Here is a 27,000-nt window from a genome sequence, read left to right as displayed (position 1 = left end):
CCATGCGCGGAGTAGTACTGCACGGACCGGGCGACGTCCGGGTGGAAGAACGCGAAGATCCCACCATCCAGGAACCCACGGACGCGGTCATCAAGATCGTCGCCGCGTGCGTATGCGGTTCCGACTTGTGGCCCTACCGCGGCGCAGACCCCGCCGAGAACCAGCTCATGGGTCACGAATACGTGGGAGTGGTCGAGCAGATCGGTGACGACGTCAAGACCGTGAAGCCCGGAGATTTCGTGGTCGGCTCGTTCGTCATCTCGGACAACACGTGCCCCATCTGCACCAACGGGTACCAGTCCCGCTGTGTCAACGGCATTTTCGTCGATGGCCAGATTGGGACCCAGGCCGAGTACGCGCGCATTCCCTACGCCGACGGCACTCTGGTCGCCACCCCGGGCCAGCCCGACGACGATCTGATCCCCTCGTTGCTCGCCGCCTCTGACGTGCTGGGAACCGGATGGTTCGGAGCTGTGGCAGCCGAGGTGGGACCGGGCAAGTCTGTTGCGGTAGTCGGGGACGGCGCCGTCGGCCTCATGGCAGTGCTGGCCGCCAAGCAACTGGGAGCGGAGAAAATCATCGCGATGAGCCGTCACGAATCCCGCCAGAAGCTCGCCAAGGAATTCGGGGCCACGGACATCGTGGAGGAGCGTGGCGAGGCCGGCGTCGAGAAAATCAAGGAGCTCACCGACGGGCTGGGCGCGGACAGCGTGATCGAGGCTGTGGGCACCCAGGAATCCATGATGCAGGCTGTCCAGTCGACCCGGCCCGGCGGGCATGTGGGCTACGTGGGCGTCTCGCACGACGTCTTGCTCAACGGCCTGGAACTGTTCTTCGGGCTGGTGCACCTGCACGGCGGGCCCGCGCCGGTGCGGCGGTTCCTGCCCGAGTTGATCCAGCTGATCTGGGATCGCAAGATCGAACCGGGCAAGGTCTTTGACCTCGAACTTCCGCTCGACCGTGCCGCCGAGGGGTACCAGGCCATGGACGAACGTAAGGCCATCAAGGTGCTGCTCAAGCCCTGACGTTCAGGAGATAAACCATGGAACTCGACGATCTGCTCGCCGCACTCAACTCCGGCGAGACCATCACCGGCGGTTCGCCACTGCACGCTGTGATGCATCGGGCCAGCCAGGACGCGCTGCGTGTGACCGCGGAACTCAATGGCAGCTACCACGAACCCACGCGCGTACTCGAGCTGCTGGCGCAATTGATCGGCAAACCCGTGCACGAATCGGTGGCGCTGTTCCCGCCGTTCTACAGCGATTTCGGCAAGAACATCACGCTGGGGGAGCGGATATTCATCAACTCCGGCTGCAAGTTCCAGGATCAGGGCGGGGTGACCATCGGCGACGATTCGCTGATCGGCCACAACGCCTGCTGGCGACCCTCAACCACGACATGGATCCCGCCCGCCGCGCGGACATGCACCCCGCGCCCATTGTGATTGGCAAGCGCGTGTGGCTGGGGTCGAACGTCACGGTCCTGCCCGGCGTCACGATTGGCGACGGCGCTGTGGTCGCCGCCGCCTCCGTGGTCACCAAGGATGTCCCCGCCAATTCGGTGGTGTTGGTTCTCCGGCCAAGGTGGTGCGCTCGGTGCCAATGGAGGGCTGACTGCGCGGCGGGCAAGTTCTAGGGTGGATGTATGGCAGAGACGAAGACGACCAGTACCAAGAACCTATGGTTTCAGGCGATCGCCGGCGGGGCATTGACCCTCATCCCCGCGCGGAAGTACCCGGCGTGGGTGCGTCACACGCTGACCTGGGGATCGGCGGCTGGGATCTTCACATTGATGGCGGTTCCGGGGGTGGCGTCGAAGCTTGAAAAGGCGACTTCGGGCTGGGCCGGGTCGGAAAAGGCTGCACCCGAGGATGTTGGTGCCGAGACTGTGAATGTCCACGGTGACAGCGTCGAGCACGCCGGCACCGAACGAACCAGCACCGGGAAGTTCGATGCCTCGAAGCCGGAGTCCGAGAAGTTGGACAGCAACCCGGTGATGCGGATTGGTCTTGCCACGGCTGTTGCGGCTTGTACCTATGGCGTGTTCCGGTTCTCGTTCTGGTTCGATGACGCCGCCGAGCGTGGACTGCGCAAACTGTACGTTCCGTATCCTCGGGTGGTCATGGGCCTTGGAACCGCAGCGCTTTATGTGGTTTCGGAGGAGTTCGATCGTCGATACGAAGCCCGTGCGGCTGAGTCGCCGCAATCTGATGCACGGTAGAGCCCACGCTGCTAGCGCGTCTGCACGGTGATCCACGTTCGGACCCTCGCCCCTGCGGTGCCTGCAGGCGAATCGACGTGAGGACCACAGTTGATCTGAATGCTGCACGCCGGTCGACGTTAGAACCTTCATCGCTGCCACGCGTGCACCGTGATCGACGTAAAGACCCACCTCGCCGAGGGGCCTGCACCCTGATCGACGTATCGACCCCGAAAACCGAATTCTGAGGCTCTACCGTCGATCAGTTGGCAGCGGCCCAGCTCCGAGGGTCGCAACGTCGATCAAATTGCGGGTCCTTGGCACGGGTGACAGGGATACTGGGCAAATGATCGAGTGGACTGCAGTTCTAGACGCCGTGCAGTTGACGTTGAGCGGTGACAAAGGACCGGGCGAACAAGCATTGCGGAAGTGCTGGGCCGACACGATGCCGTCCGATCACGCGCAACGGTGCGTCATTGCCCATTACCTCGCTGACCTGCAATCCGATGTCGCAGCCGAAGTCGAGTGGGATGAGCGCGCACTTGCTGAATTCGCTGATGTTTCTGATGCCGGTCTCGCCCCGATCGGTGTTCCCAGCGCCAAGGGATTCGCGCCGAGCCTGCACCTGAACGTGGGGGACGGCTACCTCCGGATGGGAAGAGCGGAGGATGCTCGGAAACATCTCGAAGCAGGAGAATCTGCGCTGCAGGAATTCGAACGGGATGGATACCTGCAGTTCATCGGACAGGGACTCGAACGTTTGCGCCAACGGTTGGAGAAGCACGCATGATCGATGGCGAGACGGGCTGGTACTTCATCCACACCAGTGTGAAGGTCGCGATTTTCAACGGCGCCAAGACCCTACTCGCCTTGAACCCACGCGATGAGTGGGAACTCGTCGGCGGGTGGCCAACCGCCGATGATGAGTCCCTGGAAGAGACAGCTCGCAGGGAGGCCTCCGAGGAGACGGGTCTAGAACTCGGTGAATTACGCCTGGCTCATGCGACGCTCTTCGAACCCGTTCCGACAAAGAAGGTTGTCCTGGTGATTTACGCGGCGGAGTTGTCTTCCGCATATCAACTGATTCTGAGCGAGGAACACGTCTCCTTGCAGTGGTTTCACGTAGCTGACCTGCCGGCCAATTTGTCCGAGGAATACGAGCAGAGCATCCGTCGGGGTTACGGGATTCTCAATCCGCAGCTGTAAGCGCGGCTCAGCAACGCCGGCGCGCAGCGCCTCCGGCCGGACCGTGGCCCAATGGCCAGAACGTGGATCTCGGCGCCTACCGTTGGGGTATGAATCCACCTCCGTTGACCACCCTCGACCTCCCCGACCAATTGGGTCGCACCTGGCTCATCACTGGCGCGACCAGCGGGATCGGTGAGGAGCTAGCGCTCGCGGTAGCTGCTGCTGGCGGCACGGTAGTGGCACCAGCACGGAATCGGGAGAGAGCGGCGTCGTTAGTAGCGGCCGCTGGGAAAGGCGCGGGGCGTCTCGAGACGCCGCACATGGATCTTGCGGACCTTGCTTCTGTGCGGCGATTCGCCGACTCACTCACCACTGACATCGACGTTCTCATCAACAACGCCGGTGTTGTATCTCCGAGACGGCGCGAGACAGCCGATGGATTCGAGATGCTGCTCGGCACCAACTTCCTGGGACCTTTCGCGCTGACCAACTTGGTGGCTCACCGGGTGCGTGAGCGAATCGTGATCACGGGGTCCGACTCGTACAAGGTGGGGCGCGTGGACCTGGATGATCCGCATTTCCGCGCACGCCGGTGGAACCCCATGTCCGCCTACGCCCAGTCCAAACTGTGCGACATGCTGTGGGCCCGGGCGCTACAGGAACGCCTCGGATCGCGCGCGCTGGTGACGCTCGCTCATCCCGGTTGGGCGGCGACAGGAATTCAGAACGTCACGGGGAGCAAACTGCTGGATCGGGCAATCGTCGTGGTCACCTCGCCGTTCTCGCAGTCCGCCGCCGACGGCGCTCGCCCCCTCGCTGAGGCCGCTCTGGGTGACCTCGCTCCGCTGAGTTACGTGGGACCGGACGGATTCATGAAGTGGAAGGGGAGGCCGGAGGTGCAGTCGGTGTCACCGCGCGGGACCTCTGCCACGAGTGCTGAAGAGGTATGGGCGCTGGGCGTGCGGGAAACCGGCACGGATTTGGCGTGAGCCTTCCTTGCTGAACATTCCAGTCCCGAAAAATGCCACATGAGGCCTCTGAAATGCACCTTTAGGGACTGGGTTGTTTGCGGCCACAATGCAGCCGTGAGATCTGAGACATCCCCAGGCCACCGGCAAGATTTGAGGCACTCCCGAGCCGCCTTGGGGCGGCGGAAGTGGCTCCGGAGTGACTGGACTCGTCGCGTTTGAGTCCGCACGAACCATGCTAAGAGTCGCTACCCCCAGGACAGGTCAGTGGGCGACCAAAATCCGGTTGCATTCCCTGCCAGTACTGGGTCCACAAACAGCTGCATGAGTTCCAAGGCTTCGTGGATATCTGGGCGTCTAATTGAACTGGGCAGCGAGCGAATCATGCTGTTGTAACGAGGCCCCCAGTTGGCAGGGACTTCGAAGCGATCAAATGTTGCCAAACGGCGTCGTGAAGATTCAAGAAGTATCGCTTGCCCGAGGAGGTGCGCATCAATGCGGAGCTCCTGGCTGGTGGCAGCAACGACTAGGTCCACGAGGTCCTTTTCTCGGGTGGAGGGCAGGCCGCTGTAGGTGCTCATCGTCGCGCATATTTTGTCGGCAAGCTGGTGGGAGATTGGGCACAGCCGGTAAGGGTAGTTCTGCAGCTTTGTCATGTGCAGTCCACTCGCGGGACTCTGTACTTCGGCGGGACCGATGGGCATGGTTCCAACAACGAGATCCACATTCAGCTTGCCCTGTCGTTGGGGACCAATGTAGATGTCAAAAGTGACTCGGAGACCGTCGGTGTATTCCTGTGCTTCGCCCGCGGTAATCGACTGGGAGCGCGTGAATACAAACCGAAAGTGATCATTGAGGTCGATCTTGGCGATCCTCAGCAGCTCAGCGAGAGCCGCATCCAGATCCTTCATTTTTCCAAGCAGGTCAATATCTAGTGTGGTCCTTGTTGCGGGCACACGTGCCAGCATGGCGGTGCCACCCTTCAACAACCATTCCGATGATTGGCCTTCGGAAAAGACCCTCGACAAGAAACGATTGAAGTACTCCTGCCGGATCAAGGCATCTACTGACAGTTTGGGGTTCTCCCGCCGTGCTTGACGGGCCGCATCGTTGATTGCGCGCTTGGTGGCGGTCGGAGTCGAGTAACTACTTCTGGCGTTCATGTCTGTCTAGCGGAGCGATCGGTGGCAGGGGAACATCGAACTCGGGCATAAGGCCCTTGGGCAGTTCAACGTTTCTCAGAAGATTCTGATTGACCCATGAGTGGTCGATCTTTGTCAGAAGATCTCGTCGCTTCAGGTCGTCCATGAGAGGTCGGATCGCACGGGCCGCAATCTCAACTCCGATGGGTGAATCCTGGAGTTTACGGATGACTGATTCTGAATCTAGACCAGCATGTCGAAGTAGTTGGTCCCGTTCTTCAACGCCTCGATCGTGATGCTGGGGGTCAAGTGCATTCGCAAGTGTGTCGATATCAAATCCAGGGCGCTGCGTGGCATCCACGAGGCAATTGGAGATCAGCGACAGATCCGTTCTGGCGTGAACTAGATCGGCAATGGTCTGTTCAACCGTAGTGACCGGTAGGCCCTGCGACACGGTCCTGAATTCAGGTGGCACATTGCGCCGTCTGAAACGGACGTCTGGTCTGCGGGTTTGTCGACGAGCTGGCGAACTGAACTGGTAAGGCTCGGTTGAAGGTCTCCTATGCCATGGAGCCAGGCGGCACTCGAACCCGAGACGACCACCGGATCTTCATCGTTCAGCCGTTCATAGGCGGGTCGTTTCGGATCGGTGCTGAGCCACGCTGCGCGAATGCCATCAAACTCGTCGGATGGAACTCCAGCCAGTCGGTAAACCCCGTGGGTGATCGGTTCAATCTGACCAGCCTGTGCAGCACGTGAAAGCTCAGTGCCGATGATGCCTTGCTGCTTGGCCTGGGCCGTGGTGAAGAGTCCCCACTGATCTGCGGAGACCTCCTGCACGCGCCGCACAACCTCGATGGCCTTCATACTGCAAAAGTAACATAATACTGTAACTAATGCAGTACTAATCCGTAGAATCAATCTTGAAAACGTAACTATTGAAGTACCAGTCGACGTCGGTCGCAGAAGATCATGACCGGTCAGATTTATGTCACTCCCAAGCCATCATGGGGCACGGAAGGTGGCTCCAGGGTGACTGGAACCTTCGTGACCAAGACCTAAGGCGAGCTAGCGGCGTCGTCCCACCTGAGCGGCGTCGTCCGCCCAAGCCCCGCAATGGGAGCTAGCCGACCTGCTCCGCCAGCGCCACGATGATGCCCTCGGGCCCGCGGAGGTAACAGAGGCGGTAGACGTTCTCGTAGTTGGCGACCTCGCCCAGAAGCTCGGCGCCGTGGGTCGCAGGCGGGCGATGGTGTCGTCGATGTCATCGACCGCGAACATGATGCGGTGCAGCCCACGGTGTTCGGCGCGGCGCGAGCGGCTCCGGCGTGATGAGCGCGGGGGAGTGGTACGTCGTCAGCTCCACTCGGCCATGCCCGTCCGGGGTGCGCATCATGGCGATCTCGCTACGAATCCCGTCAATACCAACGGTCTGATCCGCAAAGAGCCCCTCGATGGGTGTGCGCCCCTCCAGCTCCATGCCCAGCTCGGTGAAGAAGTCCACGGCGCCATCCAGGTCCTTGACGACGATGGCCACGTTGTCCATCCGTTGGATACCCATGAGGCAAGCCTAGACCTCCCGCGCACACAATGTCCCGCAGGAATTCCTGTCGACCTGAGTCGTTAACGTAAGTATGCGAATCATTGGATTTACAGAATTCGGAGGGCCCGAGGTCCTCGACATCCACGACGTTCCGGAGCCTCATGCCGGGCCCGGGGAAGTTCGGATCGCCGTGAAGGCTGCAGCGGTCAATCCCACGGACACTGAGACGCGGCAGGGTAACGGCGCTCCCGCCCAGCTGCCCGCTCCGCACGTCCCGGGGATGGATGCGGCGGGTGTGATTGACGAGGTCGGCGAGCCCACGGCGGAGCTGGATACTTCCCCGTGGTCCGTGGGTGATCACGTCATGGCCATCGCGATCCCGTTGCGGGGCCACGGAGGCGCATACGTCGAATACCTGGTCGCGGATGCGGACTCTCTGGCTAGGATCCCCGAAGGCCGATCGCTGGAAGAAGCCAGCACGTTGCCCATGAACGGGCTTACTGCCCTCCAAGCGTTGGAGAAACTGGACCTCGACCCCGGCCAGGTCTTGGGCGTGACCGGCGCGGCGGGCACCTGGGTGGGTACGTCGTTCAGCTGGCCAAGCTCCAGGGCCTCACGGTGATCGCCGACGCCGCCCCAAAGGACCGTGAGCGCGTGGTCGCCTTGGGCGCTGATCATGTGGTGGAGCGGGGCGATGATTTCCCCGACAAGGTCCGCGAGATCTACCCGGACGGTGTGGACGGCTTGGTCGATGCCGCGGTGATGAACGAGCTCGCAGTGCCCGCCGTTCGCTCCGGGGGAGGCTTCGCCACGGTTCGCTTCTGGAAGGGGCCGGAGGACAGCGACCTCACGTTCCACATCGTCTGGGTGGGCGATGAATACCATCACGGCGACAAACTGGACGCGCTGCGCGAACTGGTGGAGAGCGGCGTCGTCACCCTGGAAGTGGCCGACACGTTGCCCGCCGAGCAGGCGACGGAAGCTCACCGGCGCTTCCAGGAGGGCGGCGTGCGCGGGCGGTTGGTCCTGACGTTCTGAGCGCAAAGTCGGGGCCATTAGGGTTGAGCGGAGTCAGCAAGGGCTGGCTCCGCAACCCGTCCCGCGTGAGCAACTGCGGTAGACCGCAACAGGAGAACCAAGAATGCCCCCCGAGTATCAACTGGTCGCCTTCGACATGGACGGCACCCTGCTGGACAGTACCAAGGACCTGCAGCCGGGGACGCGGCGTGCTTTCGAGGCCATGCGCGCGGCCGGGACGCGCATCATGTTGGCCTCGGGCCGCCGATTCCCGGGCTGAAGGGGCTCGCGAGCAAGCTGAACCTCGGGCAGGATCTGGTGCTCGCGGGAATGAACGGCTCGATCGTGGTGGATCAGGCCACGAACCGCGAAATCGCCCGCCATCCCATGCCGCTGAACATTGCTCGGGCGCTGATTGCCGTGGCCAAGAGGCATGACGTCTTGGTCATGATCCCGCACGAGGACGAGCTGCTGGTCGAGGACCCATCCGACACCCACGCGCAGCATGAAGCCACCAGCAACAAACTGAGCATCCGCCACGTCGACGATCTGACCGAGCTGGACGTCAAACCGACCAAGGTGCTCCTCGTGGGCGAGCGGGACATCACCGATCCGCTGCTGGACGAGCTCAACCGGACATACGGTGACCAGGTAGAACTGGCCTACTCCTCGCCCTTGTACTTGGAAGCCACCGCCGCCGGCATCCACAAGGGTTCCGCCATCACCGACTACTGCGAGGCCGAAGGCATCCCGCTGTCCCGCGTCATGGCGTTCGGCGACAACGGCAACGACATCGGAATGCTGCGCACCGCGGGGCTCGGCGTCGCCATGGGCAACGGCATCCCCGAGGCCAAGGCAGCGGCCGACCTGGTGACCACCTCCCACGACGACGAAGGCATCGCCCGCGTCCTGTCCCGCTACTTCGACGTCGACACGAGCGACGTCCCGGGCCTCAGCGAGGCGCCCCATCCCGAAACCAACGAGACCGACGACGCCGCCCGCCCCACCAACCCAACGGGCCGCACCCTTACATAGCCCCGCCTCTCACCGCGACCAGAATCCCACGTGACTCCCGCTACCCCCAGACCGTGGGGGAATCCTGAATGTGACGGTTTGTTACAACCCCCTCGACCCGGCGGAAACACCCCTGTTTACTTGATGGCGATCCTTCGGACGCGACTCCGCGTTCCCAACTTCCTCATCTACTGAAAATCAGGTTCACCACATGATTCTTACCGGTCTGATTGTCGGCGCCGTGCTGGGCATCGTGATGCAGCGCGGTCGTTTCTGTGTCACCGGCATGCTGCGGGACATCTTCCTGCAGAAGTCGTGGCGCACGTTCGCGGCGCTGCTCATCGTGATTTCCGTGCACGCCATTGGTCTCGCGGCACTTACGAGCCTCGGCGTGATCGCCCCCGAGTACAGCACGTTCGCCCCGGCGGCAGTGATCATCGGTGGCTTCTTGTTCGGCATCGGCATCATCCTGGCCGGCGGTTGCGCTCCGGTACCTGGTACCGCTCGGGCGAAGGCCTGGTCGGCTCGTGGGTGGCCCTCGCCATGTACGCACTGTCCGCATCCGCCATGAAGGGCGGCATGCTGGACGGCTTCAACTCCTGGATGACCAGCTGGGACACCGGCCTGACCACCGTCCCCGCCGCGCTGGGCGTTTCCCCGTGGATCTTCGCGATCGCCCTGGCAGTCTTCACCGGCATCATGGTGCGCCGCTTCATGATCAAGGAAGCCAACAGCCCCAAGCCGGCCCGCCTCAACAACCGTCCGGCCTGGAAGCGCCCGCTGCACGTGTACAACGCCGCGTGGATGATCGGCCTGCTGGGCGTCATCGCCTGGCCGCTGTCTGCCGCTTCCGGTCGTAACGGCGGCCTGGGCATCACCACTCCGTCCGCTCACACCGTGGACTTCATCACCACCGGTGACGCCAAGTTCATGAACTGGGGCACCCTGCTCGTGCTGGGTCTGCTGGTCGGTTCCTTCATCGCCGCCAAGGCCACCGGCGAATTCCGTATTCGCGTGGCTGACGCCAAGACCACCGTGCGCGCCGTCTTCGGCGGCATCCTGATGGGTGTCGGCGCTGCGCTCGCCGGCGGTTGCACCGTGGGCAACGGCATGGTCGAGACCAGCCTGTTCAGCTTCCAGGGCTGGATCGCGCTGCTGTTCATCGCCCTGGGTGTTGGCGCGGGCACCAAGCTCTGGCTCAAGCCTTCCGCTGCGCAGCCCGCCGCCGAGGCTCACGAGACCGAGACCTACTCCACCGACGAGAGCCTGGACCACAACGTTCTCAACGAGAACCCGTCCGGCAACTCCATCGACGCGACCCCCTCCAAGACCTCGCAGAACACCAACGCGTTCTCCGGTTTCGCCGCGGCGCCGTCCGCGCTGATGGTCAAGGATCCGTCGTTGGCGCCGTCCAAGAAGCTCAAGGACCTGGGCGACGGTTACTACGCCCTTGATTCGCTGGGCGCGGTCTGCCCGTTCCCGCTGATCGAGGCCAAGGACGTCATGAAGACCCTGCAGTCCGGCGACCACCTGGTCATCGACTTCGACTGCACCCAGGCCACCGAGGCCATCCCGCACTGGGTCGCCACCGACGGCCACGAGGTCACCGACTTCGTCGAAACCGGCGACGCCAGCTGGCAGATCACGGTCAAGAAGGGCTGATCTCACCCTCATAGAGATTGACGACGACGCCGCTCGCGACTTTCGCGGGCGGCGTCGCCTTTTTCTGTGGTGCGCTGACATCTGTGGCTGAAGTAGCACGACTGTGCTAATTTCAGATTCGTGACCTCGAACCTTGAGCGCGAACCACGTCAGAAGTCCTTCGTCGAACCCTCCGGGGCGTCTCCGCTATGGAGCTCGAGCTGGCTTGGCCGCGGACTGTTCGTAGCCAGCGTGCTGGTGACGGTAGGGAGCATCGTCACGATGATGGTGGCCATGCCGGAAGGGAACACCGTCTCCGCGGACGCTGACGCGCCCGCCCTGTCGAACTGGGCGATCATCGGGCCGTCACTAGTGGGCATTGCGTTGACGCTCGTGCTTCCGTGGCGTGCAGACCCCATGCCTGCGGCGCTGTGAAGCGGCGGCGACTGCTGGTGACAACGACCGTGCTTCCAGTGCTGCTGGCCGTCTTTGTCCTCGCCACGATCCTGGTGCCGTTGCAGGGGGAGGACTACATTCTGGGCAAGTTCGTGCTGCTGATTCTTCTTCCCGCCGTGCTGCTATGGGTGGTACGTGGGTCCGTGAGAATCGAAACTCGACGCGGTGCGTGGCGATGGTGGGCGCCGCTGGTGGTCCTTGCTGTTTGGTTCTACTTGTCTGAGGTGGCCCCGTGGAATCCGTCGTATAACCCGGGGGATATCGACACGGATGTGCTCATCGTTGCCGCAACCGCCACAGCGATCACCGCGAGTATCGGCGAGGAATTGTTCTTCCGCCGATGGCTGCAAACTCGCATGGAAGCGGTCCTGGGGGCCTGGGCCGGAATCGGCGTGACGTCGGTGCTGTTCGGGCTCATGCATCTGGGCAGTCACGGCACCGGGGACTTGTGGCTGGACATTGTGCGTGTCATTGCCATCCAAGGAAGCTTCGGGTGGTTCATGGGTGTGCTGTGGTGGCGCTACCGCAACCTGACCATGGTGATCCTTGCCCACCTCATATCCAATGGATGGGGCGTGCTCGTGTACTTGGCGGGGCAAAATTAGCGCGCGGGCGGCGACGGCGTAATCGATCACGCCACCGCCACCCGCAGCTACGTGCTCAGATATCCGTTACCCCGGGTTCAGCGACTTGGGTGCACCCATGCCGGGGTCTACCTGGAACGGTCCGGAGCTCGATGGACGGACGTCGAAGTCGAAGATCTCGGTGGGGATGTAGACCGTGGCGCACGAGTTCGGAATGTCGACCACACCCGAGAAACGACCCTCGATGGGCGCGGCACCGAGTAGCAGATAGGCCTGTTCCTTCGAATAGCCGAACTTGGACAAGTAGTCGATGGCGTGAAGGACCGCGCGTTGGTACGCGAGCTGCGAATCAAGATAGCGCTGTTCGCCGTCAAGCGTGACCGAGGTGCCCGAGAAGGCAAGCCATTCCGAGTAGACCGGACCGTTGCGGCCCGGCATGAAGATCGCGTTCTCACTGACGCCGTAGGTGTCCATCCCGCCCTTGATCACATCTACATGGATGTCGATGAAACCGCCCATTTCAATGCCGCCGCAGAACGTGATCTCGCCGTCCCCTTGGGAGAAATGCAGGTCGCCCACGGAAAGGTGGCCGCCCGAGACGAAGACCGGATAAAACACACGAGAGCCCTTGGTGAAGTTCTTGATGTCCTGATTGCCGCCATTCTCACGAGGGGGCGCAGTGCGGGCCGCCTCCGAAGCCACACGGTCGAAGTCCGAGCCGCTGAGTGTACCCAGGATTGCCGAGTCGGGTTCCGGCGGCAGGGCGAGCGGAGGTACTCGGTTTGGCTCCGTCGCGATCAGATCGCCCTCGCGCTTGTTCCACTTCTTCAGCAGATCCGCCGATGGCGCTGTGCCCATCAAACCAGGGTGGGTGATGCCGGTGAACCGCACCCCGGGGATGTGGCGGGATGTGCAGTCGCCACCCTGGAAATCCCAGACGGCCTTATAGGCATCGGGGAACTGGTCCACCAAAAAGCTGCCGCCGTTCTTCTGGGCGAAGATGCCGGTGTATCCCCAGCCCTGACCGGCCAATTCGCCGTGCTCTTGTGGGATCGGGCCCACGTCCAAGATGTCGACGATCAGCAGATCCCCGGGTTCGGCACCTTCGATGGCAAAAGGTCCGGACAGTGCATGGACCTTTTTCAGGGGTGCATCACGGATGTCGTCCGCGGAATCATCGTTCCTGATGGCGCCGTCGAACCATTCGCGGCAGTCGATTCGGTAGCTTTCACCACGCTTGAGGGTGGCGACTGGCGGGATGTCCGGATGCCACCGGTTGTGGCCGATCTTTTCCTGCGCGGTGAAAGGTTGGGATGAATCGAGTGGAAAAATGACCTCTGGCATGACCTGCGTCCTTCCGGTGACCGGCCGTGACCAGTAGGGGCGCGGCCGTGGAATCAATGCAATTCAGGGCCGCGGCAGTTTGAGATGTCGCGGGTCTTTTGTCGTGGGTGTCGGTCTGCCCCGTCCTACGGGGCGTTCACGACGTCGGGTGTTTCAGCAGTTCGGGCCGTGCGGTCGATCGCACGCGCCCGAGACGAATTGAGGGTGGACAAGTTGGCGGCCGAGAACAATTTCCTGGCGTCCCCGCCGCAGACAGGGCACAGCTGATTTTTCGGGGTGGTCGACATCGGATGAGTCGCTTCGAAGTCACCGCACTGCGTGCACCGGAATTCGTAGATGGGCATGTAACGCTCCCTCGGGATGTGATGTACATCATACAGAGATGGTTATGGGGAGGGAGTGGCGTGTTTGCCCTTCAGTTAGAGGTCATCGCCCTCCGGTTGTTGGGTCGCCTTGAATGAAGCGGTCCGGCCACCCATGATGGTGCTCCGTTGAGCGGGTGGCACTACGTTTACCTCTCCAGTGCGGAGGTCTTCGCGGTGGCCGAAAATTTCCCTTCGGAGGACTCCGGACAGGAGATAGATACCAAGAAGATTGGGGAATGTGAGCAAGAAGAACATGGCGTCCGAAAAGCGAACCACGGTGTTCAGTGAAACAGCTGCACCCACGACAATCATGACCAGCCACAATATGTCGTAAACACGTTCCGCTATCTTGTTGTCGCCAAAGAGGTATCCGGTGGCTTTCTTGCCGTAGTACGAGTAGCTCAAGATGGTGGAGAACGCGAAAAGCACGACGCAGAGAGTGAGGACATGAGAGAAGAATGAGTGTACGGATTCGAACGCGGCGGACGTGAGGGCTACGCCGTCGGCGCTTGAGTTCTGGTACTGACCGGTGATGATGACAGCCAGAGCGGTCATCGTGCAGATCACTACGGAATCAATGAATGGCTCCCAGGCGGCCACAAACCCTTCTTGTGCAGGTCTGCGGTTCTTCGTCACGGAGTGCGCGAGACCGGCGCTGCCTACGCCCGCGGCATTCGAGAACAGTGCGCGTTGAATCCCGATGATTGCCACGCCAATGATGCCTCCGGTGACACCTTCACCGGTAAAGGCGCTCGTGAAAATGAGGGAAACCGCCTGGGGTAAGTGTGTGATATTGGCGCCTATGATAATTAGGACGCTGACTATATAAATAATTGCCATAAGCGGCGTGAGCTTGCTGGTCCATCGCGCAATAGACGTGATGCCACCGAGAATGACGGCACCGGCTATGGCTGCTACTAGCAGGCCGATCAACCACCCTGAGTTTGCGAAGAAACTGTCTTCTCCCCCGGTTGCCAGAACGATTTGGGCCGTCAATTGATTGGACTGGAAGACGTTGCCGGCACCCAGTGCGCCGATCATCATGAACAGGGCGAATGCAAAGGCGAGAACCTTGCCCAACCGGGGCAGTCCGCGTTCCGCCAAGCCATCGCGCAAGTAGTACATGGGGCCACCCGAGACGGTACCGTCCGCATGAACGCGACGGTATTTCTGGCCGAGAGTAGCTTCCGCCATTTTGATGGACATGCCGAGGAGCCCGGCCAGAATGATCCAGAAGGAAGCCCCTGGCCCACCCATGGAGATCGCGACAGCCACGCCAGCGATATTGCCCAGCCCGACCGTTCCTGAAAGCTCCGTGGCGAGTGCCTGGAAGCTTGTGACTTGACCAGGATCATCGTGACGGTTGTAGTGCCCTCGGACCACCTTCAGGCTATGGGGGAGATCGCGGAAGGGTTTGAAGGCAACGAGAATCGTGAGGAAAATTCCGCCCAGCAGGAGCCAAACCACCAAAATCGGAAGCTCGGCACCAGCCACGGGGACCGCGAAGAACACTATGGATTCCAGAGTGTCCACGAGTGGACCGAATGTACTCTCCAAGCGTTCGTCCACGGACTGCTGAGGCAAGGCGGGAAGGGTCGACAAGATGTTCATGTGATGATCCCCTGAAGGAACGATTGGCGGATCTGAAGGTGTACGGCTCACCGAGTCAACGGGAGTCTGTACTATGTGTGATGCATCACGTTATCGGTTGTCGATAACTAACGGAAGACCGTCGAGTTTCCTTTCTTGATCGACCGGGCCACTCCGCCGGTGGAGTGAGGTGTGGGCGTGGCGCAGGTGGTGCTGGGCGTAGTAGAAGAAGGATTTGGTGATCACAGTGACGCGAACGCCAGTATGGGTAGAGGGTATGGGGTTCGAGAAACTTCCTCGTCTCACGCTCAAGGACTCGACCGAATCCTTGATCCGTCGAGCGTTGCTCAGCGGGGCCATGAAGCCGGGTGAGATCTACTCGGCGAACAGCCTGGCGAATCGCTTAGGGGTCTCCAACAGTCCGGCGCGGGAAGCCATGATGTCCCTGGTGAACAAGGGGCTGCTGGAATTGGTTCGAAACCGAGGGTTCCGTGTGGTGGAACTGTCGGCGAAGGACAAGCAGGAGGTCTACGATCTTCGGTGCTTGGTCGAGGTCGAAGCTGTTCGGCGTGTGGCCGAACGCGGTGTGAGTGCGGAGAGAGCTTCTCTCTTGCGTGAGTTGGCGGAGCAGACCATCGCGTCAGCCGAGGCCCAAGGGGTCGTCGATTACCTCGATGCGGATCAGGCCTTCCACTGCGCGCTGGTCGATACGTTGGAGAATCGACGATGGACAGAAATCGTTGAAAATCTGCGCGACCAGTCGCGGATCAACGGATCCTACGGTCTTCGAAAGAGAACTGAGTTGGAAGCGAGCGCGACGGATCATCTGGAGATAGTGGAAGCCGTCATCGCTGGTGAGGCCCGGAAGGCTGCCGATGTCATGGTGCGCCACTTGAGTTACGCCCGACCTGAACCCGACTGACCCCTCCGGGGCTCGTATTGAGTTCTTATGCCTAGACCCCTTGACCCGTGACGCGCATCACAGCACGATGTAGTTATCGATAACGGGTAACCAGCCTCGCTCGAACGTGAAATGAGTTGCCAGGCTCCAGAAAGAGGGTGTGCCGCACATGGTGAATCAGATTGTGGAACTGGACCTGACCTACGCCGCGCAGCAGCCTACTACCGCCGACGTGGTCATCATTGGCGGGGGCATCATGGGCCTCAGTACTGCCTGGCATCTTGCTGATCGGGGCGTGCGCCACATCGTGGTGGTTGAACGAGCGGCGTTGGGGAGCGGGTCGTCTGCCAAACCGCTGGGTGGGGTTCGGGCGAATTTCTCCGACCCCGGAAATATTCTTCTCGGGCAACGATCCTTGGCCGCTTTTCGCGATTTCCCTCACCGTATGGGCGCCAGTATCGGCCTCCAACAGGTCGGGTACTTGTTCTTGTGCCGGTCCGATGAAGAGGCTGCCGGTCTGGAGGGTTCTACCGAGCTCCAGAACTCCATGGGAGTGAAAACTCGGATGGTGTCACCGCGTGAAGCCGCGCAGATTAATCCCCTGCTGGACTCGGATGCGCTGGTCGGGGCGTCGTTCTCTCCGGAGGATGGGTACGCGAATCCATCCCTGGTGGTGGAGGGCTATGCGGCCCGTGCCATGGAACTGGGCGTCACCATCCTGGACCGCACCCATGTGCTGAACATTGATCGGCAGGGCGACAGCATCACCTCTGTAACTACCAACCGGGGTGTCATTCGCACGAGCGCCGTGGTGTGTTGCGCCGGGGCATGGAGTGCTCGCATTGGGGCAATGGCCGGGGTGGACTTGCCGGTGACACCGGTCCGCCGCCTTATCGGTCTCACCCGACAATGCTCTGAACCATATCCACGTCTGCCATTCACGTTGGATCTGTCGACAACCTGCTACTTCCATAACTACGGCAACGGATTGCTGCTGGGCATCTCCCATCAGGAGGAATCCGGGTTCTGTCGGGAGTTCGATTACGCCTGGCTACCGGAGTTCAGCGCCGCAGCGGCAACCTGCGCTCCGGAACTTGAGCATCCTGATCTTGTCGGCGGCTGGGCGGGTCTGTACGAGAACACTCCTGATCGCAATGCGCTGATCGGCGAGGCTGACGAGCTGCCTGGCTTCTTCTACGCCACAGGGTTTTCCGGACACGGTTTCCTGCAGGGGCCCGCGGTGGGGGAGCTGATGGCCGACCTGTATCTGGGGCGTGAGTCGTTCATTGACGCCAAGCATTTTTCAGTTGAGCGATTCAGCGACAACTCGGTGGGACTCAGAGAGCTCAACATCATTTGATCCGTTTGTATCTCAGGAGGGGTACCGTAATGACTTTTCAGAGTTCGTGGCAGCTGAGGGCGCAGTTCGCTCGCAGACTGTCCCAGATGTACGGCGAAGAAGTCCCGGCCTACAACACCTTGGTCGACGTCTCCACGGCCGTGAATGAAGACTTCCTGGCTCGTCATGGTGCTGAAGCGGAGCGGCTGGGCAGTATCGGTCGAGTGACAGCAGAACGCCACGGTGCGATTCGTGTGGGATCCGCCACGGAGCTGGCGCAGGTCGCCCGGGTTTTCGCAGCTTTCGGGATGTACCCGGTGGGTTTTTACGATCTGCGGGACGCCTCCAAATCTTCAGTCCCCGTGGTGTCGACGGCGTTCCGTCCGGTTGATCCCGAGGAGCTTGCCAAGAATCCCTTCAGGGTTTTCACATCGATGCTCGCCGCTGACGATCCCCGGTTCTTTGATGCTCAATTGCAGAAAGAGCTGCAGGAGTTCATTGGCAACCGAGTTCTTTTCACGGAGGAGCTACTGTCCCTGGCGGATCTGGCTGCAGACCAGGGCGGGCTGGATGAGGCTCAGGCGGAGCAACTGTTGACTCAGGCCACGGGAGTTTTCGAACTCTCGGACGAGCCGGTCGATCATGCCTGGTACAAGAAGCTCGAGGCCATCTCCGCGGTGGCCGCCGACATCGGTGGCGTGAGTACGACCCATATCAATCACCTCACCCCGCGAGTACTCGATATCGATGATCTCTACGACCGCATGGAGGATCTGGGGATCACCATGATCGATGAGATCCAAGGCCCACCCGGCTGGGACGGACCGGACATCCTCCTGCGCCAGACTTCATTCAGAGCGTTGGCGGAGGAGAGGGTCTTCAGATACGAGGACGGCTCCGTGGACCGTGGTGAGCTGCGGGTCCGTTTCGGGGAAGTCGAACAACGCGGCATTGCCCTGACACCGGCGGGTCGAGAACTCTATGACCGCATGGTGTCCGAGACCGACAGGCGACTGGCCGAGGACCAGGCGAGCGGAGTGCGCGTGGAGGTGGCTCGAACCGTATGGGAGGAAAGCCTGCCGCGGACAGAGAAAGAGATGGCCCTGCGTGGCTTGGCCTACTTCACGTTCACGGTCAACCGTGAAGCCTCAACTCAAACTGCGGCATCGTTCGGTCCTGAACCCGTGTGCCTGAAGAAGTTGATCGAAGCGGACGTGGTGATCGCCGAACCAATCGTCTACGAAGACTTCCTGCCCCGCTCCGCGGCCGGGATCTTCCAGTCCAATCTCACAGATGAAGGCTCCCGTGATGACGCACAGCTTGGCACCGACTACGACATCACGGTGATGTCGCAAATTGTGGGTCGGGAAGTTGCCGATCCGTATGACCTGTATCAACGACAACAGGATGCCTCGATCGCGAGCATTCAAAACCAATTGGGTATCGCCGTGGCCCCCATAACCCCGTGACCCTCACGGACTCGGCCGCTCACATGCGCTACTGAACGACGAACGAAGGAGAAATCTCGTGTCTCAGACCAGCCAGAAAACCACTCTGTCCGATGCAGTCTTCAGCGCTCTGCAAGCGTGTGGTGTTGATACCGCTACGCTTTCGGGCGACTTGGCGGCTCGCAGCCCCTTGACCGGTGAGGTGCTCACCACTCTGCCCTGACATCACAGAATGAGGTCTCCGAGACCATTGGCAGGTCTCAGAAAGCTTTCGAGGCTTGGCGAGAGGTGCCCGCACCCGAACGGGGAAACGTGGTCAAACGGTGGGGGGAGCTCCTGACGGAACACAAGGAAGACCTCGCTGTGCTGGTGCAGGCAGAAGCGGGCAAGATCACCTCCGAGGCCCTTGGGGAGGTCCAGGAGATGATCGACATCTGCGACTTCGCCGTGGGCCAGTCCCGCATGCTCTATGGCAAGACCATGCCCTCCGAACGGGCCGGTCACCGCCTCATGGAAACCTGGCACCCGCTGGGAGTTGTCGGCATCATCACCGCATTCAATTTCCCCGTCGCACCCTATGCCTGGAACACAGCCCTCGCGCTGGTCTGCGGAGACACCGTTGTGTGGAAACCATCGGAAGCCACCGTGCTCTCCGCGCTTGGCACCAATGCATTGCTAGAACGTGCGGCGCGTGAATGCGAGGCCCCGAACCACATCAACCAAGTGGTGATCGCGGACCGGAACGGCGGACAACAACTGGTGGATGACCCTCGGGTTGCGCTGATCTCGGCCACCGGTTCGGTCCCGATGGGACGTGAAGTTGGACCGCGTGTTGCCGAACGGTTCGGCCGCGTGCTGCTAGAGCTGGGCGGGAACAACGGCGCGATCGTCGGTCCCAGCGCGGACCTGGATCTCACATTGCGCGGAGTTGTGTTTGCGGCGGTCGGCACGGCAGGGCAGCGCTGCACCAGTATGCGGCGCCTGATCGTGCACGAATCCGTGGTCGATGAACTCACCGAAAAACTTGTCGAGGCATACGGCACTCTCAGCATCGGGGACCCACGCAATGAATCAAATCTTGTGGGCCCACTCATGAACGAAAAGAGTTTTGGTGCCATGCAGGAAGCTCTGCGGGAGGCCCAGGATCAAGGTGGAACCGTGCTCACGGGAGGTGAGCGCGTACTGGCCGAAGAACTACCGGAGGCCTACTACGTGCAACCGGCCATCGTGAGAATGCCGGGCCAGAGCGACGTGGTCAAGAAGGAGACCTTCGCTCCCATTCTGTACGTGATGTCGTACTCGGAATTTTCTGAAGCCATCGAATTGCACAATGGGGTGCCGCAGGGACTTTCCTCAGCAATCTTCACCAACGACCAGCTCGAAGCCGAACGCTTCCTTTCCTCGTCCGGGTCCGACTGCGGGATCGCTAACGTGAACATCGGAACCTCGGGGGCGGAAATCGGAGGGGCCTTCGGCGGTGAGAAGGACACGGGTGGCGGCCGCGAATCCGGTTCGGATTCGTGGAAGGCCTACATGCGCCAGGCAACCAATACAGTCAATTACTCCGGTGAATTGCCCTTGGCGCAGGGCGTCAAGTTCCTCTAGCCCGCAAATGACTCCGGCGGGTCACACGACCTGCCGGAGTCAAGTGCGGTTGCCTTGCACCGGGTTCGAACAAGGCATCCGCGCGTTACAACCGCACGATCATCTTTCCGGTGTTTGCTCCCCCGAGCAGGTCGATGAATGCCTGCGGAGCGTTTTCCAGACCGTCGCGGAAGGTTTCATCCGCCTGCAGGGTGCCGTCCTGCAGCCACTTAATGGCGTTCTTGTGGAATTCAGGCTCCAGGTCGTAGTGGTTGCCCACGATGAACCCGCGCAGATTTAGCTCCTTGCCGACCGCTAGGAACATGTTCCGCGGACCGGGCGCCGGCTCAGTCGCGTTGTACTGGGAGATGGCCCCGCACATCGCCACGCGCCCGTACTTGTGCAGCGCCCCGATTGCGGCCTCGAGGTGGTCGCCGCCCACATTGTCGTAGTAGACGTCGATCCCGTCGGGTGCGGCTTTGGCCAGGGACTCGCTGACGTCACCCTCCTTGTAGTTGAAGGCCTCGTCGAACCCCAGTTCCTTGATGCGCGCGATCTTCTCGGCAGAGCCTGCAGACCCGATCACCTTGGACGCCCCCAGCGCCTTGGCGATCTGGCCCACGGCGGAGCCGACGGCGCCGGCAGCGCCCGAGACGAACACGACGTCGCCCTTCTTGAACTTCGCCATCTCGGTCAACCCGACGTACGCGGTCAACCCGGGCATGCCGAGGATGCCAGGTACTGGGACGGAGTGGCGACGTCGAGGTCGACAACGGTGGCGGCGTCGTCGTCAATCACGGAGTAATCGCGCCACCCGAGCATGTGCGATACGTGATCGCCCACCTTGATGCGGTCGGATTCGGAGGCGATTACGGTGCCGACCGCGGTGCCTTCGAGTGGCTGATCGATTTGGAAGGGGGGGATGTAGGACTCGGCGTCGTTCATGCGGCCGCGCATGTAAGGATCCACGGACATGACCTGGTTCTTCACGAGAATCTGTCCGGGCTTCAGGGCAGGAATGGGTGCCGTCTCGAGGCGGAAGTTCTTGTCCGTGGGCATTCCGTGCGGGCGCGAGGCCAAGACGATCTGCCGGACTTCGGTGGGCGTTTCGGTTGTTGCCATGAAAATTCCCCCAAGGATTAGTTGGCAATGATGCAGGGTGGTCGAACGGAGTGAAATGTTTCCACCATGTGCTGGAAGGTTGGTGAACACGGGGACCATCAGGGGTGATGGAGGGCAGGGACACCTGTTGTTCAGGCAAGATCTTCGGGGGTGTCAGGCACTTGGTGTCGAAGGAATCGGGCCATGATGGTGGCCAAGATCAGGGCCATCACGAAGGCGAAAAGCAGCGTGAGTGAGAGGTCGAGCAGGCCGCTTTCGTCGAAGATGAGACCGGGCAGCGCGTAGAGAAGCGCGGCGATCAGACAGCTCAGGAACACGCGTGCCGTGCTGGCGAGGAAGGTTCCGAAGACGAGCTTCTTGCCACTCCAGCGCACTGCGAAATAGGTAATGACTGTGAGTGGGCCCGCGATCAGAAGCACGAGCAGCGGGGTGGAGGCATTGTCCGCACCATCAACCATGAGTTGAACGGTGGTGCGGAGTAGGCCGATGGTGAGAGCTGTGCCGGCCAGTAGGGCCCATTCAATGAATCGCATGTTTTTCCATGGTGGCATTAACGAATTGGGGCACGTTCGTGTGGGAACTTGCCGATGAGTCTTGCGCTGTGGGCCAGCGGCTGATGGCATGGGGTATGGAACCCGATCAACGAGCGGTGAGTGCAGGTGGCGAGTACGGCATTCCTGTGGCTTTTAGACCTTTCATCCCAGCCTGTTGTTGGTCATCCTGGGAATCGGCACCCTGGTGCTGAGGGTCGCCGGAGCCATCAATGACATGGCTTTGTCGATCGTCTTTGCAGTCTTGATAGCTGCCGGTTTGCTCTTCTACGTGCTCATCAACCGAGGCGCTGATTAGAACTGGTTCGCCTTCTGAGCCGGATCGAGCCATGGCTCCTTCAAGGGGTGAGGCATGGTGAGGGCCGGTCTGAACATTTGGGGCAGGGCTTCGCGCTCTGGTGACGGGTGATGACATTTTTGGCAGAGGGACGTAGGAAAACCCGCCGTTGACGTGCGAACCACTGCCGCAGATGTGTAGCGCTCGCGGTGAAGGACCTTGAGTGTCAGGCCAGTGTCAGGCCGCTTCAGCTAGGACTTCAGAAACTCCGCCAACTGTGCGAGTGCGATGGTGTGACCGTTCCGGTGACCATCGATCATGTCTTGACCCACGAATGAGGCGACTTGGTCGACGATGGTGACCAGGGCGCTGTCGTCGTGAGGTTCGAAAGTCCAGGTGACCAGTGCGGTCGCGAGGAGAGCGCCCCCGGTTGAGACCGTGTCGGTGTGGACGACCAGCTCGTGAGGAGTGATCTGGATGTATCCGATCTCGCCCGCGACGTTGAGATCACCGGACGGTCCGCAGCGGTACGAGGCGCGGCCTCCTGGGTAGAAGTCGTCCTTGGAATAGACCAAGTCGTCGCCCTTGGGGACGCTCCAGACCGACCGCGATGTGGTGTCCTGGAACGCGGCCCACACCGTGTCCAGGGGCGCGGGGATGACCTGACTGATATCAAGGGTCTGATGCGTGACGCTCATGGGAAGCTCCCGAGCTTATGTAGTTGGAAGCCCAGTCAACCACCGGCCACGACATCAGAGAAGGGCTGAACATGAAGTTGACCCTTCAGCTACGAAGGTGAGTGACGCTACTTCGCTAACGTGCCTGTGACGAGCACGAATGATTGGTTGCTTCTGTAAACTGCCCTCATGGCATCCCCCACCATTGATACACATCCAGTTTCCCGACGTTCCCTCGCGCGAGGTGTGGCCTGGGCGGCTCCGGTCATCGTCGCGGCATCGGCGGTCCCGGCGTATGAGGCTTCGGCGTGCACCCCCACCCTCAGGATCAGCGGCGGACTCATCTACAGATGGGGAACGATCGGTAGTTCCTCCACCACACAATCCTTGGATGCGGGCGCTCAGACCTATGTGGACAACCTCCCCGCCGGGGTCACCGTCACCCGCGTTAGCTATCAGTGGTGGATCGCCAACCGGATTGGACAGACGTCTGCTGGTCCGGGCGCATTCTGGGTCGGCAATGGAACGTCGAGCCGAAACGGTGAGAACTACAATGCCATGCGCTACACCCCCGGCAGTGGCACCGCGTGGAGAAATACCGTGAGTAACACGCAGAACCTCGCCGGAACGGAGTTTCCCGGTGGTGTTACTCGCGATGCGTGGGATCTGAACTTCCTGTGGACCGCAGGTACCAACGGGTCCAACGGGACGTACACGAATGACGCCACGGGGTGCAGGGACTTCACCACAGGACCGTCGGGTCGCTTCGCCATCACTTACACGGACGTCAGAGCACCGCGAACTTGCCCCAGCCCCGAGGGCAGGATGCCGAACTTTGTCAAGGTCACCGCAACATTGTCGAACGGGCAAGAGCTGACCTTCACAGGCGTGAGTGATGGCGGATCGAACTGCGGCTAATCGATGTGGGTGAGGCGTAACTCCGCAGGTCACCCGGATAGCATTCGATGGCATGACTACCGAAACGGATGAGCACGGCCGCCCTGAACCGCCCATCGCCGGTGATGAGTGGGAGACCCTCACGGGATTCCTGGAGTTCCTTCGGGCGACGTTTGCGTGGAAGACCTCGGGGTTGAGCCAGGCTCAGTTGACGCAGACGCTGGGCCCAAGCAGCCTGACGCTCGCCGGTCTCATCAAGCACCTCACGCTCGTTGAGGATCAGTGGTTCAGGGAAGTCCTCTGGGCTGAAGATGGCATCGAGCCTTGGGCCTCTGTCGATTGGAAGACCTCCCCGGATTGGGACTTCCACACCGCCATTTACGATGACCCGGCCACGCTCGTCGGGAACTGGGAGAAGAGCGTCTCGGCGGCACGTGACAGCGCGGAACGCGCCTACGCGGAAGGCGGCCTGGACGCCCTCAGCAAAGCCACACGACACGGCGAAACGCACAACCTCCGCTGGGTCATGACCCACATGATCGAGGAGTACGCCCGTCATAACGGGCACGTGGACCTCATCAGGGAGTCCATCGACGGGCTCACGGGGGAGTAGAAGCAGTTCGCTCGCGGCCAGGCAAAACGTCAGAAAGGCGAGTGAGCGGCGGCGTCGTCGTGCCCGAAAAGCATGCTCAGCCAAAAGGTGACCAAGCTCAGGAACCGTCCTCCGTCTGACGCCCGGACAGCGGCGTCATGCGCGATACCGCTCGGAGAAATTCCTGTGAAGCCGGGGTGGGCGGTTCCGCACCCTGCCGCCAGATCGCGCCAAGGCTGCGACGGAACCGAACCCCATCCACCTCAATCCGCACGAGCCGGTGAGCGCCCAGAAAAGACGCCGCGGGGTGCGTGCTGAGCACCGCTGGACCAGCGTTGGCGGCAGCGGCCTCAAGCACGGCGGTGTTGCTGGGCAGCTGCATGGCCGGATCCGCGACTTGCTCGGGCGGGATCCCGTGCTGACCCAAGGTGGCGACCACGACCGACCGACAGCCCGAGCCGTCCTCCCTGGTGATCAGCGGGGTGGCAGCAAGAGTGCGCGCGCTGACCCGACCGCGAGCGGCCCACGGGTGTGACGGAGCCACAAGAACGATCAGCTCATCCAAGGCGAGCGGCGCATACTGCAACCCCGGCGGGGGAGCGAAACCCTCGATGAACCCGAGCTCCACAGCCTCGGTCGACACCAGACGAATCACCTCGCGCGTGTTCGTCGAGGTGACGTTCACGCGGCTCGCCGTGTTGCCGGCCTCCCGGTAGGCCACGATCCAGCGCGGCAGAAAGTGCTCCGCAATGGTCAGGCTGGCGGCCACATTGACCGCGTGCTTCTGGGAAAGATAAGCGCTCAATTCACTCTCGAAATCAGTGGCTGCGCTCAACAACGGGCGGGCCATGCTCACCAGGGCTTGGCCGTCGTCCGTCAGTCGCGATTCCCGCGCCGCGCGCACCACCAGACTTCGCCCGAGCCGAGTCTCTAGCCGCTTGAGCCGGGTCGAGGCCGCCTGCTGCGTGATACCCAAGGAACCTGCCGCGAGCGTGATCGACTGCAGTCGCCCGATCGCCTCCAGAACCTGAAGCGTCCGCACATCCGGAAGCTGGCTGTTCTCCACCGACTGTTCCTTCCACCCGCAGCGACCCACAACCATGCGTTGTGCTGGCCCAACGTTACGCCCGTGGTGGGGGCTGTCAATTGCTCCTAATTTGGAAATCAAGCTTTGGAAACCACGGTCGCCGCATCGACAAGAAACACGATCCACGACGGCCAGACGACAAGATCCCAAAGACCCCTCGAAAACTCATGGAGTTGTTGTGTCAAAAATCCTGATTGTGCTCTACCCGGACCCCGTGACCGGTTACCCGCCCGAGTATGCGCGTGACACGATCCCCTCCATCAACGACTATCCGGGTGGGGCCACCTTGCCCTCGCCCCAGGCGTTGGACTTCACCCCGGGTGAGCTGCTCGGCTGTGTGTCTGGCGGTCTGGGTCTGCGCGACTGGCTCGAATCCGAAGGCCACACCGTGGTCGTTACCAGCGACAAGGAAGGCCCGGATTCTGTCTTCGAACGCGAACTCCCCGACGCGGACATCGTGATCTCCCAGCCGTTCTGGCCTGCCTACCTCACCCCCGAACGCATTGAGAAGGCTCGGAACCTGAAGCTCGTGGTCACCGCGGGCATCGGTTCCGATCACACCGACTTGGACGCCGCCAACGCACGCGGCATCACGGTCGCGGAAGTCACCTACAGCAACAGCATCAGCGTTGCCGAGCACACCGTGATGCAGGTTCTGGTACTCGTCCGGGACTTCGTCAAGCAGCACGAGATCTCCGCGGCGGGCGGCTGGAACATCGCGGACGCCGTTGAGCGGTCTTACGACCTGGAAGGCATGCGCGTGGGTGTGTTTGCCGCCGGTCGTATTGGTCGCGCGGTGATCGAGCGCCTCGCCCCGTTCGGCGTGCACCTCAGCTATACGGATCGTTTCCGCCTGAGCGAGGACTACGAGCGCAAGTACAACCTGACCTACCACGACAGCATCGAGTCGCTGGTCCAGAACATCGATGTCTTGACCGTGCACGCACCTCTCACGGCCGAGACGCGTGGCCTGTTGAACACTGAGCTGCTCAACACCATGCCTCGCGGGGCATACATCGTGAACCCCGCCCGCGCAGCCATTGCGGACCGGGACGCGATCGTTCAGGCCCTCGAAAGCGGCCAGCTCGCGGGCTACGCCGGCGATGTCTGGGACCCTCAGCCGGCACCGGTGGATCACCCGTGGCGCACCATGCCCCACAACGCGATGACTCCGCACACCTCCGGAACCTCGCTCTCGGGACAGGCTCGCTACGCCGCCGGCACCCGCGAAATCCTCGAAGATTGGTTCGCCGGTAACGACATCCGTCCCGAATACCTGATCGTCGAAGGCGGCTCCTACAAGGGAGTGGGCGCGACGTCCTACGCCAAGGTGCCCACCAAAGCAGACGAGGGGCAAGCCGAACTCAGCCAGGCGACGTCGTAATCCACCCCTGACCACCACCCGAACAACACGAGGGGGATCGCTGTCTCTCGATGGCATCCCCCTCGTTTTCGTACCCGCATACGTACC

Annotated in this window: 30 protein-coding genes and 3 pseudogenes; 22 read left to right on the top strand and 11 right to left on the bottom strand. The window is 61.5% G+C overall.

Going from position 1 to position 27,000, the window contains the following annotated elements:
* Window positions 1-2 precede the first annotated feature (2 nt).
* From YO9_RS0100485 to YO9_RS0100460, 6 genes and pseudogenes are all read left to right on the top strand, one after another.
* Window positions 3-1,025, top strand: coding sequence for a zinc-dependent alcohol dehydrogenase family protein (locus YO9_RS0100485; RefSeq protein WP_031272401.1), 1,023 nt, complete (start codon window positions 3-5; stop codon window positions 1,023-1,025).
* A 17-nt stretch (window positions 1,026-1,042) separates the two neighbouring features.
* Window positions 1,043-1,616, top strand: a pseudogene (locus YO9_RS0100480) (DapH/DapD/GlmU-related protein).
* A gap of 31 nt (window positions 1,617-1,647) precedes the next feature.
* A complete protein-coding gene (locus YO9_RS0100475) occupies window positions 1,648-2,223 on the top strand; it encodes a hypothetical protein (protein WP_016995715.1) in 576 nt (191 codons plus the stop codon).
* Between the two features lie 325 nt (window positions 2,224-2,548).
* Window positions 2,549-2,992: a hypothetical protein gene (locus YO9_RS0100470; protein WP_016995714.1), complete on the top strand. Its 444-nt coding sequence runs from the start codon at window positions 2,549-2,551 to the stop codon at window positions 2,990-2,992.
* A complete protein-coding gene (locus YO9_RS0100465) occupies window positions 2,989-3,408 on the top strand; it encodes an NUDIX domain-containing protein (protein ID WP_016995713.1) in 420 nt (139 codons plus the stop codon). The genes YO9_RS0100470 and YO9_RS0100465 overlap by 4 nt, the downstream gene beginning before the upstream one ends.
* A gap of 62 nt (window positions 3,409-3,470) precedes the next feature.
* A complete protein-coding gene (locus YO9_RS0100460; protein WP_223285889.1) occupies window positions 3,471-4,379 on the top strand; it encodes an SDR family NAD(P)-dependent oxidoreductase in 909 nt (302 codons plus the stop codon).
* Window positions 4,380-4,606: 227 nt separating this feature from the next.
* Here YO9_RS0100460 and YO9_RS0100455 read toward each other — a convergent pair whose 3' ends face one another.
* The 3 genes from YO9_RS0100455 to YO9_RS0100445 all read right to left on the bottom strand — a co-directional run bounded on the left by YO9_RS0100455 (window position 4,607) and on the right by YO9_RS0100445 (window position 7,061).
* The gene (locus YO9_RS0100455) at window positions 4,607-5,521 is read right to left on the bottom strand and encodes a nucleotidyl transferase AbiEii/AbiGii toxin family protein (protein WP_223285888.1); all 915 of its coding nucleotides are present in this window, start codon (window positions 5,519-5,521) and stop codon (window positions 4,607-4,609) included.
* A 381-nt stretch (window positions 5,522-5,902) separates the two neighbouring features.
* Window positions 5,903-6,340 (bottom strand): type IV toxin-antitoxin system AbiEi family antitoxin domain-containing protein, encoded by a 438-nt coding sequence (locus tag YO9_RS0100450; RefSeq protein ID WP_262925516.1) that lies wholly within the window; start codon window positions 6,338-6,340, stop codon window positions 5,903-5,905.
* 424 nt (window positions 6,341-6,764) lie between these two features.
* Window positions 6,765-7,061, bottom strand: coding sequence for a VOC family protein (locus tag YO9_RS0100445; protein WP_223285886.1), 297 nt, complete (start codon window positions 7,059-7,061; stop codon window positions 6,765-6,767).
* 73 nt (window positions 7,062-7,134) lie between these two features.
* Here YO9_RS0100445 and YO9_RS16110 point away from each other — a divergent pair, with 73 nt between their 5' ends.
* The 8 genes and pseudogenes from YO9_RS16110 (at window position 7,135) to YO9_RS0100420 (ending at window position 11,776) form a co-directional block, all read left to right on the top strand.
* A complete protein-coding gene (locus tag YO9_RS16110; protein ID WP_223285885.1) occupies window positions 7,135-7,665 on the top strand; it encodes a quinone oxidoreductase family protein in 531 nt (176 codons plus the stop codon).
* A complete protein-coding gene (locus tag YO9_RS16105; RefSeq protein ID WP_262925515.1) occupies window positions 7,662-8,081 on the top strand; it encodes a zinc-binding dehydrogenase in 420 nt (139 codons plus the stop codon). Before YO9_RS16110 ends, YO9_RS16105 begins: the two co-directional genes overlap by 4 nt.
* 103 nt (window positions 8,082-8,184) lie before the next feature.
* A complete protein-coding gene (locus YO9_RS19395; RefSeq protein WP_016995709.1) occupies window positions 8,185-8,340 on the top strand; it encodes an HAD family hydrolase in 156 nt (51 codons plus the stop codon).
* Between the two features lie 38 nt (window positions 8,341-8,378).
* On the top strand, window positions 8,379-9,095 hold the full coding sequence (locus YO9_RS0100435; RefSeq protein WP_262925514.1) for an HAD family hydrolase: 717 nt from the start codon (window positions 8,379-8,381) through the stop codon (window positions 9,093-9,095).
* A 190-nt stretch (window positions 9,096-9,285) separates the two neighbouring features.
* A pseudogene (locus tag YO9_RS16100) lies at window positions 9,286-10,190 on the top strand (YeeE/YedE thiosulfate transporter family protein); the annotation flags it as partial.
* 312 nt (window positions 10,191-10,502) lie between these two features.
* Complete coding sequence (locus YO9_RS16095) at window positions 10,503-10,736, top strand: sulfurtransferase TusA family protein (RefSeq protein WP_223285898.1); 234 nt, start codon at window positions 10,503-10,505, stop codon at window positions 10,734-10,736.
* A gap of 120 nt (window positions 10,737-10,856) precedes the next feature.
* The gene (locus YO9_RS16090; RefSeq protein ID WP_223285884.1) at window positions 10,857-11,150 is read left to right on the top strand and encodes a hypothetical protein; all 294 of its coding nucleotides are present in this window, start codon (window positions 10,857-10,859) and stop codon (window positions 11,148-11,150) included.
* Between the two features lie 17 nt (window positions 11,151-11,167).
* Window positions 11,168-11,776 (top strand): CPBP family intramembrane glutamic endopeptidase, encoded by a 609-nt coding sequence (locus tag YO9_RS0100420; protein WP_223285883.1) that lies wholly within the window; start codon window positions 11,168-11,170, stop codon window positions 11,774-11,776.
* Window positions 11,777-11,842: 66 nt separating this feature from the next.
* Here YO9_RS0100420 and fmdA read toward each other — a convergent pair whose 3' ends face one another.
* From fmdA to YO9_RS0100405, 3 genes are all read right to left on the bottom strand, one after another.
* Window positions 11,843-13,099, bottom strand: a complete 1,257-nt coding sequence (gene fmdA, locus YO9_RS0100415; protein ID WP_016995705.1) for a formamidase — start codon at window positions 13,097-13,099, stop codon at window positions 11,843-11,845.
* Between the two features lie 125 nt (window positions 13,100-13,224).
* Complete coding sequence (locus YO9_RS0100410) at window positions 13,225-13,386, bottom strand: FmdB family zinc ribbon protein (protein WP_262925518.1); 162 nt, start codon at window positions 13,384-13,386, stop codon at window positions 13,225-13,227.
* Window positions 13,387-13,518: 132 nt separating this feature from the next.
* Entirely contained in the window at window positions 13,519-15,075 is a 1,557-nt protein-coding gene (locus tag YO9_RS0100405) for an alanine/glycine:cation symporter family protein (protein ID WP_016995703.1), read from the bottom strand.
* A gap of 307 nt (window positions 15,076-15,382) precedes the next feature.
* Between YO9_RS0100405 and YO9_RS0100400 the strand changes: the two genes are divergently transcribed.
* The 5 genes from YO9_RS0100400 to amaB all read left to right on the top strand — a co-directional run bounded on the left by YO9_RS0100400 (window position 15,383) and on the right by amaB (window position 20,347).
* The gene (locus tag YO9_RS0100400; RefSeq protein ID WP_262925513.1) at window positions 15,383-15,976 is read left to right on the top strand and encodes a GntR family transcriptional regulator; all 594 of its coding nucleotides are present in this window, start codon (window positions 15,383-15,385) and stop codon (window positions 15,974-15,976) included.
* 148 nt (window positions 15,977-16,124) lie between these two features.
* Complete coding sequence (locus YO9_RS0100395; protein WP_016995701.1) at window positions 16,125-17,315, top strand: NAD(P)/FAD-dependent oxidoreductase; 1,191 nt, start codon at window positions 16,125-16,127, stop codon at window positions 17,313-17,315.
* A gap of 29 nt (window positions 17,316-17,344) precedes the next feature.
* The gene (hglS, locus tag YO9_RS0100390) at window positions 17,345-18,763 is read left to right on the top strand and encodes a 2-oxoadipate dioxygenase/decarboxylase (RefSeq protein ID WP_016995700.1); all 1,419 of its coding nucleotides are present in this window, start codon (window positions 17,345-17,347) and stop codon (window positions 18,761-18,763) included.
* 58 nt (window positions 18,764-18,821) lie between these two features.
* Window positions 18,822-18,965: a hypothetical protein gene (locus tag YO9_RS20300; RefSeq protein ID WP_016995698.1), complete on the top strand. Its 144-nt coding sequence runs from the start codon at window positions 18,822-18,824 to the stop codon at window positions 18,963-18,965.
* Window positions 18,962-20,347, top strand: a complete 1,386-nt coding sequence (amaB, locus tag YO9_RS0100385) for an L-piperidine-6-carboxylate dehydrogenase (RefSeq protein ID WP_317259689.1) — start codon at window positions 18,962-18,964, stop codon at window positions 20,345-20,347. Before YO9_RS20300 ends, amaB begins: the two co-directional genes overlap by 4 nt.
* An 85-nt stretch (window positions 20,348-20,432) precedes the next feature.
* Here amaB and YO9_RS0100380 read toward each other — a convergent pair.
* The 4 genes and pseudogenes from YO9_RS0100380 to YO9_RS0100365 form a co-directional block, all read right to left on the bottom strand.
* A pseudogene (locus YO9_RS0100380) lies at window positions 20,433-21,448 on the bottom strand (NADP-dependent oxidoreductase).
* A gap of 131 nt (window positions 21,449-21,579) precedes the next feature.
* Entirely contained in the window at window positions 21,580-21,981 is a 402-nt protein-coding gene (locus YO9_RS0100375) for a hypothetical protein (RefSeq protein ID WP_016995694.1), read from the bottom strand.
* Between the two features lie 106 nt (window positions 21,982-22,087).
* A complete protein-coding gene (locus tag YO9_RS16085; protein WP_223285882.1) occupies window positions 22,088-22,330 on the bottom strand; it encodes a hypothetical protein in 243 nt (80 codons plus the stop codon).
* 197 nt (window positions 22,331-22,527) lie between these two features.
* On the bottom strand, window positions 22,528-22,974 hold the full coding sequence (locus tag YO9_RS0100365; protein WP_016995692.1) for an SRPBCC domain-containing protein: 447 nt from the start codon (window positions 22,972-22,974) through the stop codon (window positions 22,528-22,530).
* A gap of 225 nt (window positions 22,975-23,199) precedes the next feature.
* Here YO9_RS0100365 and YO9_RS0100360 point away from each other — a divergent pair, with 225 nt between their 5' ends.
* Complete coding sequence (locus tag YO9_RS0100360; RefSeq protein ID WP_016995691.1) at window positions 23,200-23,871, top strand: hypothetical protein; 672 nt, start codon at window positions 23,200-23,202, stop codon at window positions 23,869-23,871.
* Between the two features lie 52 nt (window positions 23,872-23,923).
* Complete coding sequence (locus YO9_RS0100355) at window positions 23,924-24,463, top strand: DinB family protein (protein ID WP_016995690.1); 540 nt, start codon at window positions 23,924-23,926, stop codon at window positions 24,461-24,463.
* Window positions 24,464-24,560: 97 nt separating this feature from the next.
* On the opposite strand, the gene YO9_RS0100350 is transcribed toward YO9_RS0100355, so the two are convergent.
* Window positions 24,561-25,508, bottom strand: coding sequence for a LysR family transcriptional regulator (locus tag YO9_RS0100350; RefSeq protein ID WP_016995689.1), 948 nt, complete (start codon window positions 25,506-25,508; stop codon window positions 24,561-24,563).
* 199 nt (window positions 25,509-25,707) lie between these two features.
* Between YO9_RS0100350 and YO9_RS0100345 the strand changes: the two genes are divergently transcribed.
* Window positions 25,708-26,913: an NAD-dependent formate dehydrogenase gene (locus tag YO9_RS0100345; RefSeq protein WP_016995688.1), complete on the top strand. Its 1,206-nt coding sequence runs from the start codon at window positions 25,708-25,710 to the stop codon at window positions 26,911-26,913.
* The last annotated feature ends 87 nt before the right edge of the window (window positions 26,914-27,000 follow it).

The organism is Kocuria atrinae C3-8, assembly GCF_000286355.1.
Classification (GTDB): Bacteria; Actinomycetota; Actinomycetes; order Actinomycetales; family Micrococcaceae; genus Kocuria; species Kocuria atrinae_A.
Note: the sequence above shows the minus strand (reverse complement) of the source record. Positions and strands in the feature narration are given on the sequence as shown.